Genomic DNA, 18,292 nt, shown 5'->3' with positions numbered 1-18,292 from the left:
ATGCGCTCCTCCACCCTGTTTGGAATGTACGCTGCTGTTCTTGTCGGGTTTCTGGGCGGGCTTGCGGGGCTGACCCTCTACAGTCTGGAAAAAACCCGCTGGTGGGATGCTCGGATATTGCTGGCCCAAGAGTCTTATGGACTCCATCTCCGGCTCGAGGCAGACCTTTATCGCCTGTTCAAACAACATGGCGACGCGCTCCTGATCGGCGATCGGGATGACGGCGCTCGGGAAGCAGAGCTGCAAGTCAAAATCGCACAAACTCTCGAAGACATTCGAAATGTCATCGCGCGCGAAATCCAGATGGTTGGTGACGAGGAAATCGAAGAACTGGATCTGCTCGATCAGATTGAAGATGATATTGAATCCGTGAACGCAGCCATCGCCAGTCTTACGGCAGAAGGTAGCCCGATTGAAACTTTTGTCCGCATCGAACGCCTGGCAGCCCTTCTGGATGGGGATATCGATGACGAACTTGATCGAAAAATCAAATCCGCGCTCGACGAAGAAGTCGAGGAAGTCGAAGACGTTCTGGCTGAGGCCGCAGCCTTCCGGGAATGGAACAAACGATTGGTCTACATGATTGTAGCGACCGCAATCGGAGTGCTTCTGGTGGCCCTCGTGTCTTTCAATCGCCAAATCAGAAAGCCTTTGATCCGGCTTGCCGAAGGCATTGGCCACCTGCGTAGGGCCGATTACTCTAAGCCTGTGAGGCTTGGTGGGAGTCGCGAGTTCAGGGAACTCGGTACTGTTCTGAATAGCATGGCCGAAGGTTTGGCCGCACGTGAAGCCAGCCGCGCGGAACAAAAAAAACAACTTGAACAAACCGTTGCGGCAAGAACATCCGAGCTTCAACAGCTCATCGACAAACTTGAAACTGGGGAAGAGAACCGCAAACAGTTGATGGCCGATATCAGCCACGAATTGCGCACGCCGCTGGCTATCATACTTGGAGAGGCCGATGTCACATTAAGGACATCTGATGAGCTGTCCGAAGAAGTCTCAGATTCCCTCGCCCGTATCCGGGATTCTGCCAAGCACACCAATCAGATCGTAGACGATATGCTGACCGTGGCCCGGTTCGAGGCGGGTCAGCTGCGCCTTGATCGCCGGAAGATCGACCTGCGAAAGATATTGCACGATGCAGTCGCCATGTTCCCTGAGCCGGTCCAAGTCGAAACACCCAACGACAAAGTTCTCGCATCCGTTGACGAAGTCCGCCTGCGCCAATCGCTTCTCGCATTGCTGCAGAACGCACGGCGCTATGGCGGACCAACGATAGAAGCCAAGCTGGATGAAGGCCTCGCTTCTTGCACAATTACGATCGAAGACAACGGGCCCGGTTTAAGCGCCGCAGAAAAGTCCCAGGCATTCAACCGCTTCTATCGGGGGTCGAACGCCTCGGGCCAAGGGATCGAGGGCAGCGGTCTTGGTCTTCCCGTCGTCAAATCAATTGTCGAGGCCCATGGCGGAACCGTTGATCTTCAGGACCGTCCCGAGGGTGGCTTAAAAATCGTCTTAACACTTCCCAAAGGCCCCAGGATGAAAGTAGTACAAGCCGATACGTGGCGAGAGACGGGCTGATGTTCTTTTGTTTTTCTGAATTTCTGTCTTCAGAGCTGAGGAAGCCATAATCCCTTCGGCATTGTGATGGATTGATACGGCTAGTGAGTTGAGGCATGGCATGAATATACTACTTGTTGAAGACGAGATTCGCGTTGCCGACTTCATCCGTCGCGGTTTGTCCGCAGAAGGATGGACCGTCGATCACGCCTCAAGTGGCGAAGATGCGCTTGAGCACGCGACCACAGGCGAATACGATGTCATCCTTTTGGATCTGATGCTGCCGGGAATTCAAGGGCAGGATGTCTGCCGCAAGTTGCGCGCCCGTAAATCCAAAATCCCCATCCTTATGCTGACCGCATTGGACAGCCCCGAAGAACGGGTCGAAGGATTGAAAATCGGCGCTGACGACTATCTTCCGAAACCCTTTGATTTTGACGAGCTCATCGCTCGCGTTGAGGCGCTGCACCGGCGCGCCAATAGCTATGCCAGCGATCTCGGAGGCACCGTCATCAAATGCGGAACCCTGAGCTTTGACAGACGCTCCCTCCACGTGACCGTGGCTGGTGAGGAGGTTCAGTTATCTAAAAAAGAACGCGATCTTCTTCTGCTTTTTTTGACCAATACGGGTCGGGTTCTGTCCCGAGAGCGTATCCTCAATTCCGTATGGGGCATGAACGAAGATCCATTAACCAACGTCGTCGACGTTTACGTTGGCCGCCTACGGCGCAAAATTGGACTGGAGGGTCAGCGGATCGTCACCCTCAGAAATGTTGGGTATAGGATGAGTTGAATAGCACACCGAGAGCTTTGACTGTAAGTTTAGTTGGCCTCGACAAGATCCGCAGCCAGAAGATGGTCACTTTTTTGTTCAGAACTGACATTCCCGGCAATCAGACGAGTTAAGGCATCGCCCTCCTGCGATTGGACTCATCGCCACCTCGCTAAAAAAAGGCGCAAAAAGTGGCGAGTCAGACTACTTTCGTTAGTGCTGCTCAAAACTCTCTTGTCTGCTCCAACGGCTGCTGTGAGTACTCTGTGCAGGCATCAGTGCCAGAGGCAGCGTTTCCTGTTCATTTTGGCAGTACCGACACTGTCCACACGTGGATCCAAGCCAAGGTACGCCGACTCGCTGTCCGGTCTCTAAACCGGTAACAGAACCACCTTTTTCCAGGATACGTCCGACAACTTCATGCCCTGGAACCAACGGAAGTTTAGGGGGTTTCAGGTCCCCATCCACCACGTGCAGATCAGTCCGACAGACACCACAGGCTTCAATCTTGATCAAAATTTCATGTTTGCCTGAAGGCGGGATATCAATGTCTTCAGGATGAAGTGAGCAACTATGACCCCTTAAAACCATTGCAAGTGTCATGATACTGTTCCTTGTAATGGACCGTTCGATCACATTCGAGAGTCCCCATGTTTAGAATTACTTAGAAACCAGGCTAATACAAATCCACATAAGCGCTGACGTGAAACCGCCTCTCGGACTAAGGTTATTGTAGCACGCGGCAATGAGAGCGTGGCTTGATCCAACGCAAGGCCCTCGGCCCGGTCGCCCAATAGACTCACCGTCGAACCCAATAACATCGCGCCGAATCATGAAGAAGTACTCATTCGTTTATCTGGCACTGGCTGCGCTCGTGATCGCAGGTGCGCTGCTGTATTCCATTGTCTCAAATAGCGGTGACCAATTGCCGGTTGGATTCGTTCAAGGAAATGGGCGGATTGAAGCAGAGCAGGTAGAGATTGCACCCACTATTGCTGGTCGTGTCGAGAATGTCCTCGTGGCTGAAGGCGCTATGGTTGCCATCGGTGATGTCCTGGCAGAGATGGATATAGATGAGCTATCCGCTGCGCTGGATCGGGCCAAGGCAGAGGTGGCCCTTGCGCTTCAAACGCGGGCAGAAGCAGAGGCGCTGGTTTTGCAACGGCAAAGTGAGCATCGCCGTGCCGCCCAAGAACTCGAACGCGCAAAAGCACTCCTAACGGGGCAAAACATCTCTGAAACCGTTTTTGAAGAACGCGAAACCATCCATCAAGTTGCCACCGCAGTTTTGGGTGCCGCCAAGGCACGCGTTGCAACCGCAGAAAGCCGGATCGCCGCTGCCGAGGCCGAAGTTCGCCGGATTGAGGCGCAGATTGAAGACAGTTCCTTGCTGGCACCAATGCCGGGGCGTGTACTTTATCGATTAGCAGAACCCGGCGAAGTCGTCGGTTCGGGCGAGCCGATCCTGACCCTTCTCAGTCTCGAGAATGTGTATATGGAAATATTTCTTCCAGCGCGCGAAGCCGGACTGTTGCCTATCGGCGCCGATGCTCGCATCGTGCTTGACGCTTTACCCGAATACGCCACGCCCGCATATGTCAGCTTCGTCTCTCCTGAGGCACAGTTCACGCCCAAACAGGTCGAAACCCTTGATGAACGCGAGCAATTGGTCTTTCGCGTCCGCGTCCGTATCCCTCAGGACCTGGTTGAAAGCCGGATCGAACATGTAAAAACGGGCCTGCGTGGGATTGCCGTTGTCCGGATCGACCCTGCCAGCGCTTGGCCCGAGGTGCTTGAACAGCGCATCCCGCAAGAGCTGTTCGAATGAATGCTACAGTCGCCGCGTCAGAGTTCCGCATCGCCGGTGTGACGCACAGGTATCGCAAACACATCGCGCTGAATTCTGTATCCTTGGAACTACCGACCGGACAGCTTGTCGGCTTCATTGGACCGGACGGGGTAGGTAAGTCCACATTGCTTGGGTTGATCACTGGTGCAAAGAAACTGCAATCCGGGTCAATCAACGTTCTAGGCGGTGCAATAGATGAACCTGCTCATCGTCGACGTATATGTCCCGCGATCGCATTCATGCCGCAAGGTTTGGGTCGGAACCTCTATTCAGAACTGTCGGTACGCGAAAACTTGGAATTCTTCTCGGGCCTGTTCGGCCAGGGGCACAATGAACGTGATGTACGGATCGCCGCGTTGCTATCGGCGACGGGGCTTGCGCCTTTTGAGGATCGCTTGATGGGCAAACTCTCTGGCGGGATGAAACAGAAGCTGGGCCTATGCTGTGCATTGATTCATGACCCCAAGCTCCTGGTTCTGGACGAACCAACAACCGGGGTCGATCCGTTGTCACGCCAACAGTTCTGGGCATTGATTAGCGCGATCCGAGCGGAAAACCCTAAGCTCTCTGTCCTGGTTTCAACGGCCTATATGGAGGAGGCCGAAGGCTTTGACCGGATCATTGCCATGGACGCAGGTCGCGTCATCTTTCAGGGCAAACCCGCCGAATTGAAGCGCAACGATAAGGATTTCGAAACCGCATACCGACGCCTGCGGGCCGATGGGGCGTCTGGTTCAGAGCCAGACCAGACAACCGTTCGACAGATCGAAACGGATCCGGTGATCACTGCTCGCGGGCTGACACGGCGCTTTGGCGATTTCACCGCCGTGAACAACGTCGACTTTTCAATCAATCGCGGAGAGATTTTTGGATTTCTGGGATCAAACGGCTGCGGCAAATCCACGACGATGAAGATGCTGACCGGGTTGCTGCCGGCCAGCTCAGGTGAGGCATCGCTGTTCGGCAAACCCGTTGACGCCCGGGATCGAAAGGTGCGCCGCGAGATTGGGTATATGAGCCAGGCTTTCTCGCTGTACGGCGAATTGTCGGTACACCAGAATCTGCAGTTGCATGGTCGCATTTTTGCAATCCCGGACCGTGATGCGCGCATTTCGGAGTTGACGGAACGCTTCGGACTGGCCGCACATCGTGATACCTTGGCGACCTCTTTGCCCCTTGGGATCAAACAGCGCCTATCTCTGGCTGTTGCAATCATCCATCGCCCGCGTGTGCTGATTTTGGATGAGCCAACCTCCGGGGTGGACCCCGAGGCACGAGATACGTTTTGGGCATTGCTCGTTGAATTGTCGCGAAAAGACGCTGTAACGATCTTTGTCTCCACCCACTTCATGGCAGAGGCAGAACGATGTGACCGGGTTTCGTTCATGCACGCAGGCGAGGTCTTGGCCGAAGGCGCACCAGCCGAACTGATCGCCGCCGAAGGTGCAGACAGCCTTGAGGAGGCCTTCATCTCAATTCTAGAGGCGGCGGAAAAACCAGCGCCAGTTGCAGCGCCGAAAGTTGATGTAGCGACCAGTTCCGAACATGTGGGCGGGAGTGTCGGGCGTGCACTGGTTTATACAAGACGCGAGGCCGTCGAAGTGGCGCGCGATCCTGTTCGCCTTGCCTTTGCGTTTCTTGGGTCTGCCATTTTGATGTTAGTTTTCTGCTTTGGCATTACGCTAGACATTGAAGAGCTGGATTTTGCAGTTCTGGACCTTTCTCAGGGTCCTGAAAGCCGGGCTTATGCGACTGAGTTAGCGGGGTCATCCTACTTCAAACCCACGCCCCCGTTGAACGGCGCTGTGGAAGGGCGCAATCGGCTAAAAGCCGGAGACGTTTCGCTGGTCATAGAGTTGCCGCCGGACTTTGGCCGTAAGCTGCGCACAGGAGAGCCGACACAGGTCCTCGCGACAGTCGATGGTGCCATTCCGTTCAAAGGCGAGACGGTTGAAGGATATGTCGCGGGGCTGCATCAGACCTTTCTGGATGAATACGCCCGTAACACCGGGCAACGTGACTTCGAGATTGCCCGGATAGAACCACGATTTCGCTACAATCAGAGTTTTGAGAGCATTGCAGCAATGGCCCCGGCCATGCCGGCGATTCTGCTTATCATGTTGCCAGCCGTCTTGACGGCGGTCAGCGTCGCGCGTGAGCGTGAACTGGGATCTGTGGTGAACTTCTACGTAACGCCGACGACTCGGCTCGAATTCCTGATCGGTAAGCAAATCCCCTACATTGTAATTGCGTTCGCTAACTTCCTGTTGCTGGCAGCGATGACCATTTTCGTCTTCGGTGTTCCGCTCAAAGGCGACCCAATTGCGCTGGCTGTTGGTGCGTTTTTATATGTCTGGGCTACGACGTCCTACGGATTGCTGATTGCTACAATGACATCCAGCCAGGTGGCGGCGACATTTGCGACGGCCATCGCTTCGGTTGTGCCGACCATCCAGTTCTCGGGCTTGTTGCAACCCGTTTCGACTTTGGAAGGGGGCGCGCAGTTCATCGGCTCGCTCTGGCCGTCTTCTTACTTTCTTCACTTGAACGTCGGTGCGTTCACCAAGGGCTTGGGTTGGGAAGCTCTTGCACCGGACATTTTGGCGCTTGCCTGTTTCGGGCCGGTGCTCACACTAATCGCCGCCCTTTGCCTCCGCGCGCAGGAGAAGTGAATGCAACGCCTCTATTGCATATTCTGGCTGGGGCTGAAGGAAATGATGAGCCTGCGCCGCGATTGGGTGATGATGGCCTTGCTGGTCTGGTCGTTCACGCTGGCTCCGATCATGGAGGCAACAGGCGTTGCAAGCTCGGTGAACAACGCCTCGATCGCATTTGCAGATGAGGATAACTCTCCCTTGTCGCGCACCCTTGCCACGGCGTTTTTCCCGCCGGAGTTTCAACCGGTCGTGCAAATTGAACCGGGGACTGGCCCAACGCATATGGATGCCGGGCGGTTTATCTTTATTGTCGCCATTCCGCCGGGGTTCGAAAAAGACCTGCGTGCCAGGCGCACGCCAGAGATTCAGGTTCTGATAGACGCCACGGCCATGGAGCAGGCAGGTATCGGCGCCAACTACATCACCAATATTCTGAGCGCCGAGATCCATCGCTTTGCAATCGGGGTCGATCTCGTCGATCCCCCCTTAATCAATGTCATTCTGAGAAGCGCCTTCAACCAAAACAGAGATACAGTGCGTTTTGCAGGCATCGTTGCGCTGATCGGTCAGATCATGTGGCTCACGACCATCCTGACGGGTGCCGCCATGATCCGGGAGAGAGAGCACGGAACAATTGAGCATCTGCTGGCCATGCCCCTAACCCCGCTTGACATCGCGATGGCGAAAATCTGGTCCAATGCGGCGGTTGTGCTGGTCGCAGCAGGGTTGTCGCTGACATTTGTCATGCAGGGCTCGCTGGATATCACCATTGTCGGGTCAAAATCCTTGTTCCTGATTGGAACAGCCCTGTTTCTGTTTACCGCTACCGCACTTGGGGTCTTTCTGGCTACGATCGCGCGCTCGATGGCGCAGTTTGCGCTTCTGGTCATGCTGATTGTCCTGCCAATGCTTATGCTATCCGGAGGGGAAACACCTGTCGAAGGGCAACCAGCTTGGCTGCAAGCCGGAACGTTGTTTCTGCCGTCGCGCCACTATATGTCAGCCAGCCAAGCAATCGTTTTCAAAGGTGCTGGCGTTGAAACGGTCTGGCCGGAATTCGTTTGGATGACTGTTTTGGGTTTGGCACTGTTAATGACAAGCCTGTTTATGTTCCGAAGGTCGGTCGCTCAGATGAGCTGATGTGAACCATTCGCGTACGCCGTCTTCAGGTATATTGGGAACGACAGTGGGCAAATACCGCGCGAATTTGATCTCGGTTAATGTGAATGCGCCTGAGGGCATGGTAAAATTGGTTCACCGTCTTCTTTCTAGGGAGTGTTCAAATGCCCACAAAATCAGTCAAACCCGAGACACAGAAAGCCCTGACCGACGTGCTGAAGTCCATGCGGGGCATGATGTCTATGAACCCCGCGGTCGCGCCACAGATCGAACAGTTTTGGAAAGCGCAGGACCATCTGCTGAGCGAGGCGGAGGAATATTCCCGTCTTTGGTTCAAACGCCGCCACGACGCTGCACGTACTGCGCTGCAAACAGCCCGGGAAACCACGAGTGGCGAAAACCCAGATCCGGCCAAAACGATGCGGGCGGTCACCGAATGGCAACGGCATTCCATGGAACGAATGGTGGAAGATGCACGTGAGTGGTTCGAAATGGTGTCACGTTGTGCAAAATACGTGAGCGAAACAGAAGCAGACGCCATCGGCGAAAGCGTGGAAGCTGCCTTCAAGGGCGCGGGCAAATCCAAAAGCTAGAACCGATTAAACCCGTTTGATGCAACCTGTCTTCGACAGGCGCGGTACTATCTGACCCTTCACGTGTCGCTGGCCAAGGCGAGTGATCACTATTTCGATAACGCGCTGGCAATATTGCGTGCTTATCCAAACGTGAGTGAACGTGCAAAGCAGGGACCTAGCATTCAGGTCTGATGAATGTAAGTGCCCGGCGCCTTGGGCAGTTTGTCGACCCCCTTTCGTTTCCCACCCATCAGCGGGGGCGCAACTTCACCAGACGAACGGTTTTTTATCCAATCCGCCATCGCGGGCCACCAGGACCCTTGTCTTATTTCCGTCGCTTCCAGCCAATCATCTGGTGAGGTATACAGCGCGTCCGACGGTCTGTGGCCCTGACGATAGTGGCGGTTCTTGTGCCCCGGCTCGCTCAGGATACCGCCATTGTGACCGCCATTGGTCAACACGAAGGTGAGGTCGCCGTCGGTAAACAATCGTATCTTGTAAACTGAGCGCCACGGAGCGATATGGTCCGACTCTGTTCCGACCACAAACATGGGTACACGTATATCTTTGAGCGCGACAACCCGTCCTTCGACAGCAAACCGTCCGGCGCTCAGCCGGTTTTCCAAAAACAGTCCGCGCAGATACTCGGAATGCATCCGCGCAGGCATCCGGGTTGTGTCATTGTTCCAGACAGTCAGGTCTGTTGGAAGATCGTCTTCAACCAAAAAATAGCGCCTTACTGCCCGCGCATAGATCAGGTCTTCGGCGCGGATTGTTGTAAAAGTCCGAGACATCTGAGGGCGGTCCAAACAGCCCTGCAACCACATCAGATCTTCAACAAAAGCGACTTGGCTGTCGTCGATAAACAGCAATAATTCACCGGCCTCGGCAAAATCAACCTGCGCTGCCATAAGTGTGACGCTGGCAAGCCGGTCATCGCCATCACGTTGCATCACCGCAGCTGCGATCGCCAATAGTGTGCCGCCGAGACAATATCCATTGGTATGTATTTTTTGACCCGGGACGATGCTTTCTATGGCGTCGATCGCGGCCATCACTCCGTTGAGACGATAATCCTCCAGACTAAGGTCAGCTTGATCGGCCATCGGATTGACCCAGGACATCATAAACACGGTAAAGCCTTGCTCGACGAGATAACGCACCATGGAGTTTTCCGGAGAAAGGTCGAGCACATAGTACTTCATGATCCAGGCAGGCACAAAAAGGATTGGCTCGGCCTGCACGTTCTTGGTGCGCGGTGCGTATTGAATCAGTTCGAACAGCTTATTGCGAAAAACGACCCTGCCGGGAGTTGCGGCAAGGTCTTTGCCAACCTCATAACCCTGAGGGGCAGGTTCGTGTTGTTGCGTTATGGTATGGGCAACATCTTCAAGGAAATGAGTACTGCCCTCTATCAAATTGCGACCACCGGTCTGGATGGTACGATTGATGATTTCCGGGTTTGACCACGGGAAATTAGATGGGGAGATAAGATCAAGGGCCTGGCGGATCTGAAACTGAGCTCGTTCCGCGTCGCGCGGCGCGATGCCCGGCATTTCTTCCGTTGCTGCCTGCCACCAATCCTGTGCGCTCAGAAAAGCTTGCTGCCATAGCGAAAATGGCACCTTCTGCCAGCCGGGTGCACTGAAGCGGTGGTCTTGCTTGCGTGGCTGAAACGGCGGAGCAGCTTTTGCTCCAATCGCCATCTCGCAGGCATAAATCCAGAGTTTTGCGGTATCGCGCGCGGCGCGCTCTGTCAGTTCAAGCTGGCGCCCGGGGGAACGACCCAGATGCAGGGCCCAATCCATCCAAGTGGCCATAATCGAATGCGGCGATACACCGGCGGTGGCACGGGCAAGCGCCGCACGCGTAGCGCGGTCAAGTTTCTCATAGGGGTGTCGGGGGGTATTCTGCCCAGTGTCTGCCGCAGGAATCTTGCCTTTAGCAGACAGCTTGTTAGGAGATACTTCTGTCATCTGGGTTCTCCAATCTGGGCAAAATGCGATGAAGCTGCGATCCTAAACCTTCGCGGCCACCAGACTCGGAGCGACCAGGCAACCGCCCATCTTCATTGGACGTATTTGTTGCCGCCGCACGGAGGCGGCGCCCCCTCTTGCAGTAGCGGCAAGCGTCCAGCAAACCGCATTACTATGCATCTTTCTCTATTTCGGCAGCATAAAGAACTCTTCCAGCACAATCTTGCCTTCCTCAACGGAATAAATGGCAATCTCGCTAAGAGTCATGCTTTGTCCCGTGTCTTTCTGCACGACCTCGGCGTGGAAACGCACCCCAAAGCGATTGGGAGGGTGAACATAGGGGCCGTCTGCAGTAAGATTCTGTATTTCATGCGTTTTCAGCCAGTCTTCTCGCTTCGCTTTGATGGCATCGCGACCCTTTGAAATCCGAAACTGCCGTACCGGAGGCACAACCGCCTCTACGGATTGAGCGTTTTCAGCGTACATCGCGTCAACGCTTGTTAAGCCTTTGCGATCACGCATCGACTGAACAAATGCCCGGCCTATTTCAACTAGCGCTTCCATGAGAGATCTCCTGCTGTGTTGATGACTGTACCTCTGTGCGCTGTGTTCAACCTTGACGAAGATCAAAATGGAACAACCCTGAGCATCGGATTGTACGGCCTGCGCCCCCTCCATTCACGCGATGGAATCGAAGGATGCCTTTGGAGCCGGAACGTCAACGCATTGCGACACAACGCACGCAATCCGAATTGCACAATGGAAGCTGAAAAAACGTGCGCACATTAAACCCGTATCTTTGATTTGAACCAAATCAAATACGGCCAAGGCAGGACCACGTACAAAGGAATCGCTCAACTATGAGAGTCTGTCGTGGCGGTGCGACTAGGCCATCGCTGCGAGGGCGCATCAACCCCAAGTTCACTGCAGCAACGACATCGCGCAGACGTGTCTTAAAAGGAGTCTGAAATGCCAGAACGCCTTAAAGTTCTGCCTGGAACATCTGGGGCCCTGCCGCACACGCAAGAAAGTGTTGATGTGCTGAAGAACCTGCAAACAATGTCCACCGGGCTTACATCAGAACAAGCTAAACTCCGTCTTGAGGAATTCGGACGCAACGAGCCGCCGCCGTCAAACAGACAAAATGTGATCCTACGGTTCCTGGCACACTTCCACAACGTTCTGATCTACGTGCTTGTCGGCTCAGCAGCTATAACCTTTTTGCTGGGGCATTTGGTGGACACTGTCGTCATTCTTGCCGTTGTTCTGGCCAATGCCTGCATCGGGTTCGTGCAAGAGGGTCGGGCTGAAAAGGCAATGGATGCGATCCATCAGATGCTCGCCCCAAAGGCTGCAGTTTTACGTGATGGGCGACGGATCGCTATCGATGGTGCCGAAGTTGTTCCCGGCGACATCGTTCTGCTCGAAGCTGGTGACAAGCCCCCTGCCGATATTCGCCTGATCGAAGCGCATGGCATGAAGGCACAAGAGGCTATTCTGACAGGCGAGTCCGTTGCCGTTGACAAAAAAGACATAGCAACTGACGCGGACGCAACGCTTGGCGACCAGCGCGGCATGGTGTTTGGCGGCACGTTGATCACGGCCGGTCAGGGACGCGGCGTTGTGACAGCAACCGGCACACGGACCGAGATCGGGCGCATTAGCCGGATGATTTCTGAGGTCGAGTCACTCTCAACGCCTCTGGTACGCCAAATGGATACCTTTGCGCGCTGGCTTACACTTTTCATACTCGCCGTGGCCGCGATCCTTCTGGCTTTCGGTTATTTCGTGGCTGAATACAGTTTCATTGAATTGTTCATGGCAGTTATTGGTCTTTCGGTTGCCGCAATTCCCGAGGGACTTCCTGCGGTCCTGACCATCACTCTGGCGATCGGTGTGCAGTCTATGGCACGCCACAATGCTATTGTGCGACGCCTTCCGGCAATCGAAACGATTGGCTCAGTCTCGGTCATCTGTACAGACAAGACCGGCACCCTGACCCGCAACGAAATGTTGGTGACCAATGTTGCTGTAGGAGGTCATTTCTTTGACATTCAGGGCGACGGCTATGATCCCGCCGGTGCTATTGTCGACGATGGTTCGGAACCGATACAGACTCTGCCGCCGACCCTGCGGGATTTGGCAACCGTCGCGCTCTGCTGCAACGACGCAACACTTGAACAACGGTCTGGTGTTTGGGATGCAAACGGTGACCCGATGGAGGGTGCGCTTCTGTCCTTCGCCGCAAAGGTCCTGGGCCCTTTGGGCGCGGCGCGGGCATCTTGGAACCGCCGCGATGTGCTACCCTTCGATGCGCAAAGGCGTTTTATGGCGACGCTGGATCAGAGTGAGGCCGGAGCACGTAAGGTTTTTGTCAAAGGCGCGCCCGAGACACTGCTGTCTCTTTGCGAAACACAGCTCGACGCCGATGGCAGCGCGCAGCCAATTGACCACGAAACATGGTCCGCGATCGAAGATCGCTTTGCCTCGGCAGGGTGCCGGGTTTTGGCGTTCGCCTTCCGTCCTGCACACGAAGGTGAGACATGTCTAACGTCGCAGGACTTTTCGGGGGATCTGGTCTTCCTTGGGCTTGTTGGCCTGATCGATCCGCCACGCAAAGAAGCGAAACATGCGATTGCCGCCTGTCAGAACGCAGGTATTGCGGTCAAAATGATAACCGGTGATCACGCCGGGACAGCTGCAGCAATCGGCAAGGACATTGGTCTGGTCCACACCGACAACATTCTGAGCGGTGCACAGATCGACAAATTGGACGATGCCGCATTATCAGTCGCGGCTCTGCAGACGGATATCTTCGCCCGCACGAACCCGGAACATAAGTTGCGCCTAGTCCATGCGCTGCAGGCTCACGGACTGACGATTGCCATGACGGGCGATGGCGTCAACGACGCACCGGCGCTGAAACGCGCTGATGTTGGCATTGCCATGGGCAGAAAAGGATCCGAAGCCGCGAAGGAAGCCGCCGACGTCGTTCTCGCTGATGATAACTTTGCAACGATCGCTGCAGCGGTACGCGAAGGTCGCACGGTGTTTGACAACATAAAAAAGGTAATCAGTTGGCTGCTGCCTACGAGCGGAGGTGAAGCACTGGTTGTTATCGTCGCACTTTTGCTGGGACTTACACTACCCGTTTCGCCAATACAGATACTGTGGATCAATCTCATAACTGCCGTAACACTTGGCATTGCACTCGCTTTTGAGCCGACCGAAGAAAGCACAATGCTTCGATCGCCCCGGCCACGAGATGCACCGATCCTGGGCGGCGAGTTGGTCTGGCATATCATGCTGGTCTCCGGTCTGTTTTTGGCCGGGGTCTTTAGCATTTTTACCTATGCCGAAAAGCAGGGTTATTCGCTGGAGCTGGCGCAAACGCTGGCGTTAAACACATTGGTGGTAATGGAAATTTTCCACCTTTTCTTTGTGCGCAACATCTATGGAACGTCTCTGACTTGGAAGGCAATCCGAGGCACGCCCATCGTTTGGGCCTGTGTGGTAACCGTCTCTGCAGCTCAACTCGCTGCAACATACGTTCCGGGTTTTCAGAACGTACTGGGGACCGCTGCCGTCAGTCTTAAGGATGGCCTCCTCATTATTGGCTTGGGTATCGCGCTGTTTGTACTGCTTGAGTTGGAGAAACAACTCGCCCTCACCTTGGGTGCGCGGAATCAGAAGATGTGCAATCATCGGGCTCGCTAGTGCGCAGACAAATTTACTCTTTCAAGAACGTCGTCACAGATGCTTCCAATGCGGCCCAATCCGTAAACTCCTGTGTGCCATCTCGCGGATCAACATTCCGGTCCTTCAAAACGACATGACGGATGATTTCTTTTTCAAAGTAGTCATAGCTATCGGGACGCACCGCGCCGGCGACCAGGGCGGTCACGTCTGGTTTAAAGAAGGTTCTCAGCAGCATTTCAGCCAGATAATCCTGAGCCTCCTCCAGACCCTCAGGAGAGGCAGCCTTAAGACTCACCGAGAGCATAAGCGACTTTCGGGCTCCAAGAGCTTCCCGTTGTACTTCTATGAATGTCTCGAATGGCTTGGGATGCCGTCGCTCGTGGACTGAGGCCACAAGAACGACCTTATCCACGCCTTCAAAGGATACATCACCCATCATTTTGCCGGTATCAAGCAGCTTAGTTTCAAGACCGGCTTCCTTGGCAATTCCTTCGACGAAATGCGCAATCTTGGCACTTTGGCCTTCTACGGTACCGTAAGCAACAAGCACGGTCATACCGACCTCCCCAAACGGTCTGAAACGCATGGATAATATCAGTACTACTTGCTATTAGCGTTGATCTTGATCAATGGGCCCTAGTTGATGGCGTTCGAATTTACCGACGTTCTAAGAACAATTTGCGGTGAAAAGCTCTGTTTCGTCCCCAAGACAGGAACGGCTTGCCAACTCAATGAGTTTCAAAATCAGTTTGGATTATCCGGAAGTGGATGCAGCAGCACATTCAAGTTTGCAGTCAAAAGCGTTGTTTTGAGTAACTCTTGGGAAAAGAAGCCGGTCAATCAGAGGTCTGTTGGCCGTCTGGCAAGAGTATCAACTTGTTGTCTGTGTCTGCAGAACCGACAACTAATGAGGTCAAACAAGACACACTCAACGGGTTACGTGAACCGCACACTTTGCATGATGAACAACCCTATTCGCAGTCGAACCGAGAAAGATGTTCTCAAAGCCAGGTTTATGCGAGGCTATGGCAATGCAGTCTATGCCATTGTCGCTCGCGAAGTCGACGATTGCTCTGCCCGGATGACCTGAAATCAGCTGGGCTGTTGCTCCCGGCAGTTCCAGTGTTTTCTGATGCAACTTTTCCTGAAGCTCGCGGTGGGTACTCTGCAGCACCTCCTCTGGAATCTGAGATGCGACGTATGCAGGAATTGGGTCCTGCACATGAAGTATCGTAAATTCAGCATCTGCATCAGCCAAGAGTCGTGCGGCTTCAAAGGCGGACTGAGTTTCGTGGTCGCTATCCAGCGCCACAGGGATCAGGATATTTTTATACATTTGAATTCCTCTCCACTAACAGCGATGACTGCTCATCGACCTCTTGGTTGTTAACTTCTCAGATTGGCTCTAAGTGCGTGAACTTTCCGACCTTCAATGCAACTACTTCATTATCACCAATCTATTTTTTTTAACGCATAGCTCTCCCCGTCGGTAGCCCACGCAAGGAGGCGGAAAGTGGTCCCGAACCACTTATTACGAGTTACTCCACCTGTATCGTCTCGAGAAAAGACAGCAAATTCGCCAGTCGCAAACCGACAATCATCTGCTGGCCATCCGAAAGAGAAAGCGCAACATGTTGATCGGAATCGAATACCGGTCCGAAAATAGGCATTTCTCCTCCATGAGCGAGCAGGGGCGACCGTCCATCAATCATGCGGGCGATCAACTCTGTTGGGAATACACCGTCGTTTTGCGCCGACAATTTGGTGAGATCGGGTGTTCTGATTGCTAGCATTTCTGCCATCGGTCCGTTCCCAGTCGCTTCAAACCCGTGGCATTGCCAGCAATAGGTTCGATACAGGTCGTTTCCGCTCTGAACGCTGACTTCTTGTGCCTGAACGGCACCAGAAGCAATGAGCCCCAATACAATCCCTCGTAAGATCAGCAAATCCTCCTCCTTTGCACATGACTTACTCAACAGCAGTTTAAGCGATATCGCCCAAACGCTGCTTTGATTTCGCTCATTGTGGACGCGTCACCTACGATTTTTTGGAGCTGATTTAGCTATGCGACTAGCTTTGTCCAACGACGTTGAATGTCTCGGCGCAATACGCGAAACGGACCGGTTGCACTGCGATCCAAATGGCCTGAGCAGAACCCAGTCTGATGAACTACAAGCTCTCTCCTATCGCATCCCAAAACACAGTACCGCAACGCATATTGCTGCAACCACGATCCAGATTGCTAGGGAGACCCGACGACGCAATGGCATTCGGTTGAGTGGATCAATCATAGTCAAACTTTTCCGAAAGAATGCGGTCCGAGGCGGTGCCGCGCGCAATCAGATGATCTTCGACAACGTCCATCATGGTCGCCGGTCCGCAGAGCACAAAAAGCCATTGCGAGTACTGATCAAGAGTCAATACACGATCAAGCAATGGACCATCTATCACGCCGGTTTCACCGTCCCAGTCTTCAGGCGGCTCTGAGAGCGTGAACACCACGTTCTCCCCAGCCAACTCGTCACGATTCACGATCTGGTCTACCTTTTGGTTGCCGTAGATCAATTGGGCATCTCTTGAGCCGACGGCCAGTCGGTTTTGACGCAAGATACTGAGCATCGGAGCTATTCCGACGCCTCCCGCGATCAGCACGACTCCGGGCTCCTGTCGCCCATCGATAGTGAGACTACCATGCGGACCATCCAGATAGCAGAGTGTACCCGGTTCTATTTGTTCCAGTGAACCCGTAAAGTCTCCGAGCTCTTTGATTATGAAAGAAATATCTTGCCCTCCGGACGGAGCGGAGCTTATCGAGAAAGGGTTTTCTTGCAGTGAAAAGACACTGTTACCCACATTCAGCCAGACAAACTGGCCCGCCTTGAAGATCAGCCCATCGTGGCCAACAGGACTGATCACAAGTTCCCACTGTTTAGGGGTCAGTCTGCGTACCGCCTCCACTTTCCATGGCCGGCGGCGCTGTCTTAGCGGTTCGACCAGATAAACAAATAGAAGTGAACCCACGGCAATCGCTGTCATAACAACCCACATACCAATTATCAGCGGATGTGACGTGTAGCGTCCCGCGGCGATGGTGTGATGTAGTAGCAATCCTGCTAGCAACAAAGCACCGATCCCGTGAGCGAGGCGCCAAGCTTCATATTTGCATCCTTGGCTCGTTCGGCTGACAGCGGACAACACCAAAGCGGGTAACAAAAGATACGCGAAGATCCCTGTTGCGAGGGCCGTCAGGTCTGTTGTGAGTGTCAGTTGCCGTGTTTCGTCCCAGGGGCGCGGGCCCCCAGAAACTGAGCCTTGGTAGAACAGCGGATGTACAATGGCAAAGGCCAGAGCGACGCGCGCCATAACCTGGTGAACCCTCATTGTAACGTCCATACCAATACCGGACGAAATGCGTCTGAAACGACCCGATAGGATGAATTCGACAAGTATTATTGAAAAGGCCAGCATACCCAGTCCGGAGGCAATTTCCTGGTGCCACCGCCGGGAGGGCCAACTAAGCGCGTAAGAAAGCCCAAGCGGCAACAGGAGCACGGCCAAATAGGCAGAAATTAGGACCAGGACCCTCATCGAAGCTGAGTTCTTAGAACAGCGGAGCCTATTGAAACGAAATCACTTCGCCACAATGCCGCTCTGACAAACTGGGCATTCATGCACTTACAATCCGCAATACAAGACAAAGAAAAATCCTTGCAAAGCCCCCCGATACCCGGAGTAGATAACACATAAACTTCACATAAATTTCGCAACGACTTGACGTGCAGAATGGAACGCGAGTTATTCTTGGGCCTCCATTCTTCAGCCAATCTATGCATTTCTGTCCATTACGATTGAATTCTTCCACATCGCATGCTTAGGAAAGCCGAACCTACTAACCGAGCCGAGTATTTTTTTTGAGTTAGGCGCGATAGACCAGTCACAATTGAGTACGCTTTGTTAAGAGACTCAATTGCCTCAACAGATAGCCTTACAGTTGCTGCGAAGCACCAGTTACTCTTCCTTAGTTCGCGGAAGGTGGAATGTAGCAATCTGTGGCATCCAACGTCTTAACTGGGTCTTCCGGA

General features: G+C 53.9%; 14 protein-coding genes. 7 read left to right on the top strand and 7 right to left on the bottom strand.

What is annotated here, in order from left to right; genetic code table 11:
• Complete coding sequence (locus ACR0DH_RS14190; protein WP_480550106.1) at positions 1-1,584, top strand: sensor histidine kinase; 1,584 nt, start codon at positions 1-3, stop codon at positions 1,582-1,584.
• Between the two features lie 100 nt (positions 1,585-1,684).
• Entirely contained in the window at positions 1,685-2,356 is a 672-nt protein-coding gene (locus ACR0DH_RS14185; protein WP_480550108.1) for a response regulator transcription factor, read from the top strand.
• A 192-nt stretch (positions 2,357-2,548) separates the two neighbouring features.
• On the opposite strand, the gene ACR0DH_RS14180 is transcribed toward ACR0DH_RS14185, so the two are convergent.
• Positions 2,549-2,926: an alcohol dehydrogenase catalytic domain-containing protein gene (locus tag ACR0DH_RS14180; protein WP_480545029.1), complete on the bottom strand. Its 378-nt coding sequence runs from the start codon at positions 2,924-2,926 to the stop codon at positions 2,549-2,551.
• A gap of 241 nt (positions 2,927-3,167) precedes the next feature.
• Between ACR0DH_RS14180 and ACR0DH_RS14175 the strand changes: the two genes are divergently transcribed.
• The 4 genes from ACR0DH_RS14175 to ACR0DH_RS14160 all read left to right on the top strand — a co-directional run bounded on the left by ACR0DH_RS14175 (position 3,168) and on the right by ACR0DH_RS14160 (position 8,553).
• The gene (locus ACR0DH_RS14175) at positions 3,168-4,163 is read left to right on the top strand and encodes an HlyD family secretion protein (protein ID WP_480544897.1); all 996 of its coding nucleotides are present in this window, start codon (positions 3,168-3,170) and stop codon (positions 4,161-4,163) included.
• A complete protein-coding gene (gene rbbA, locus ACR0DH_RS14170; RefSeq protein ID WP_480550112.1) occupies positions 4,160-6,856 on the top strand; it encodes a ribosome-associated ATPase/putative transporter RbbA in 2,697 nt (898 codons plus the stop codon). The genes ACR0DH_RS14175 and rbbA overlap by 4 nt, the downstream gene beginning before the upstream one ends.
• Positions 6,857-7,981: an ABC transporter permease gene (locus tag ACR0DH_RS14165; RefSeq protein WP_480550114.1), complete on the top strand. Its 1,125-nt coding sequence runs from the start codon at positions 6,857-6,859 to the stop codon at positions 7,979-7,981.
• Between the two features lie 143 nt (positions 7,982-8,124).
• A complete protein-coding gene (locus ACR0DH_RS14160) occupies positions 8,125-8,553 on the top strand; it encodes a phasin family protein (RefSeq protein ID WP_480550116.1) in 429 nt (142 codons plus the stop codon).
• Positions 8,554-8,717: 164 nt separating this feature from the next.
• Here ACR0DH_RS14160 and ACR0DH_RS14155 read toward each other — a convergent pair whose 3' ends face one another.
• Together ACR0DH_RS14155 and ACR0DH_RS14150 are read right to left on the bottom strand one after the other, a co-directional pair.
• Positions 8,718-10,511 (bottom strand): PHA/PHB synthase family protein, encoded by a 1,794-nt coding sequence (locus ACR0DH_RS14155; RefSeq protein ID WP_480550118.1) that lies wholly within the window; start codon positions 10,509-10,511, stop codon positions 8,718-8,720.
• Positions 10,512-10,697: 186 nt separating this feature from the next.
• A complete protein-coding gene (locus ACR0DH_RS14150) occupies positions 10,698-11,075 on the bottom strand; it encodes a SnoaL-like domain-containing protein (RefSeq protein ID WP_480544892.1) in 378 nt (125 codons plus the stop codon).
• A gap of 405 nt (positions 11,076-11,480) precedes the next feature.
• On the opposite strand from ACR0DH_RS14150, the gene ACR0DH_RS14145 reads away from it, so the two are divergent.
• Positions 11,481-14,228: a cation-transporting P-type ATPase gene (locus ACR0DH_RS14145; protein WP_480550120.1), complete on the top strand. Its 2,748-nt coding sequence runs from the start codon at positions 11,481-11,483 to the stop codon at positions 14,226-14,228.
• 13 nt (positions 14,229-14,241) lie between these two features.
• On the opposite strand, the gene ACR0DH_RS14140 is transcribed toward ACR0DH_RS14145, so the two are convergent.
• The 4 genes from ACR0DH_RS14140 to ACR0DH_RS14125 all read right to left on the bottom strand — a co-directional run bounded on the left by ACR0DH_RS14140 (position 14,242) and on the right by ACR0DH_RS14125 (position 17,678).
• Positions 14,242-14,766: a flavodoxin domain-containing protein gene (locus ACR0DH_RS14140; protein ID WP_480550121.1), complete on the bottom strand. Its 525-nt coding sequence runs from the start codon at positions 14,764-14,766 to the stop codon at positions 14,242-14,244.
• A 372-nt stretch (positions 14,767-15,138) separates the two neighbouring features.
• On the bottom strand, positions 15,139-15,546 hold the full coding sequence (locus ACR0DH_RS14135) for a universal stress protein (protein WP_480550123.1): 408 nt from the start codon (positions 15,544-15,546) through the stop codon (positions 15,139-15,141).
• Between the two features lie 202 nt (positions 15,547-15,748).
• On the bottom strand, positions 15,749-16,156 hold the full coding sequence (locus ACR0DH_RS14130) for a c-type cytochrome (protein WP_480550125.1): 408 nt from the start codon (positions 16,154-16,156) through the stop codon (positions 15,749-15,751).
• A gap of 337 nt (positions 16,157-16,493) precedes the next feature.
• Positions 16,494-17,678, bottom strand: a complete 1,185-nt coding sequence (locus tag ACR0DH_RS14125; RefSeq protein ID WP_480550127.1) for a ferredoxin reductase family protein — start codon at positions 17,676-17,678, stop codon at positions 16,494-16,496.
• Positions 17,679-18,292: the final 614 nt, after the last annotated feature.

It is taken from the genome of Ruegeria sp. I1 (assembly GCF_056532675.1).
The sequence above is the reverse complement of the archived record's forward strand: the minus strand, read 5'-3'. Positions and strand labels throughout refer to the sequence as shown.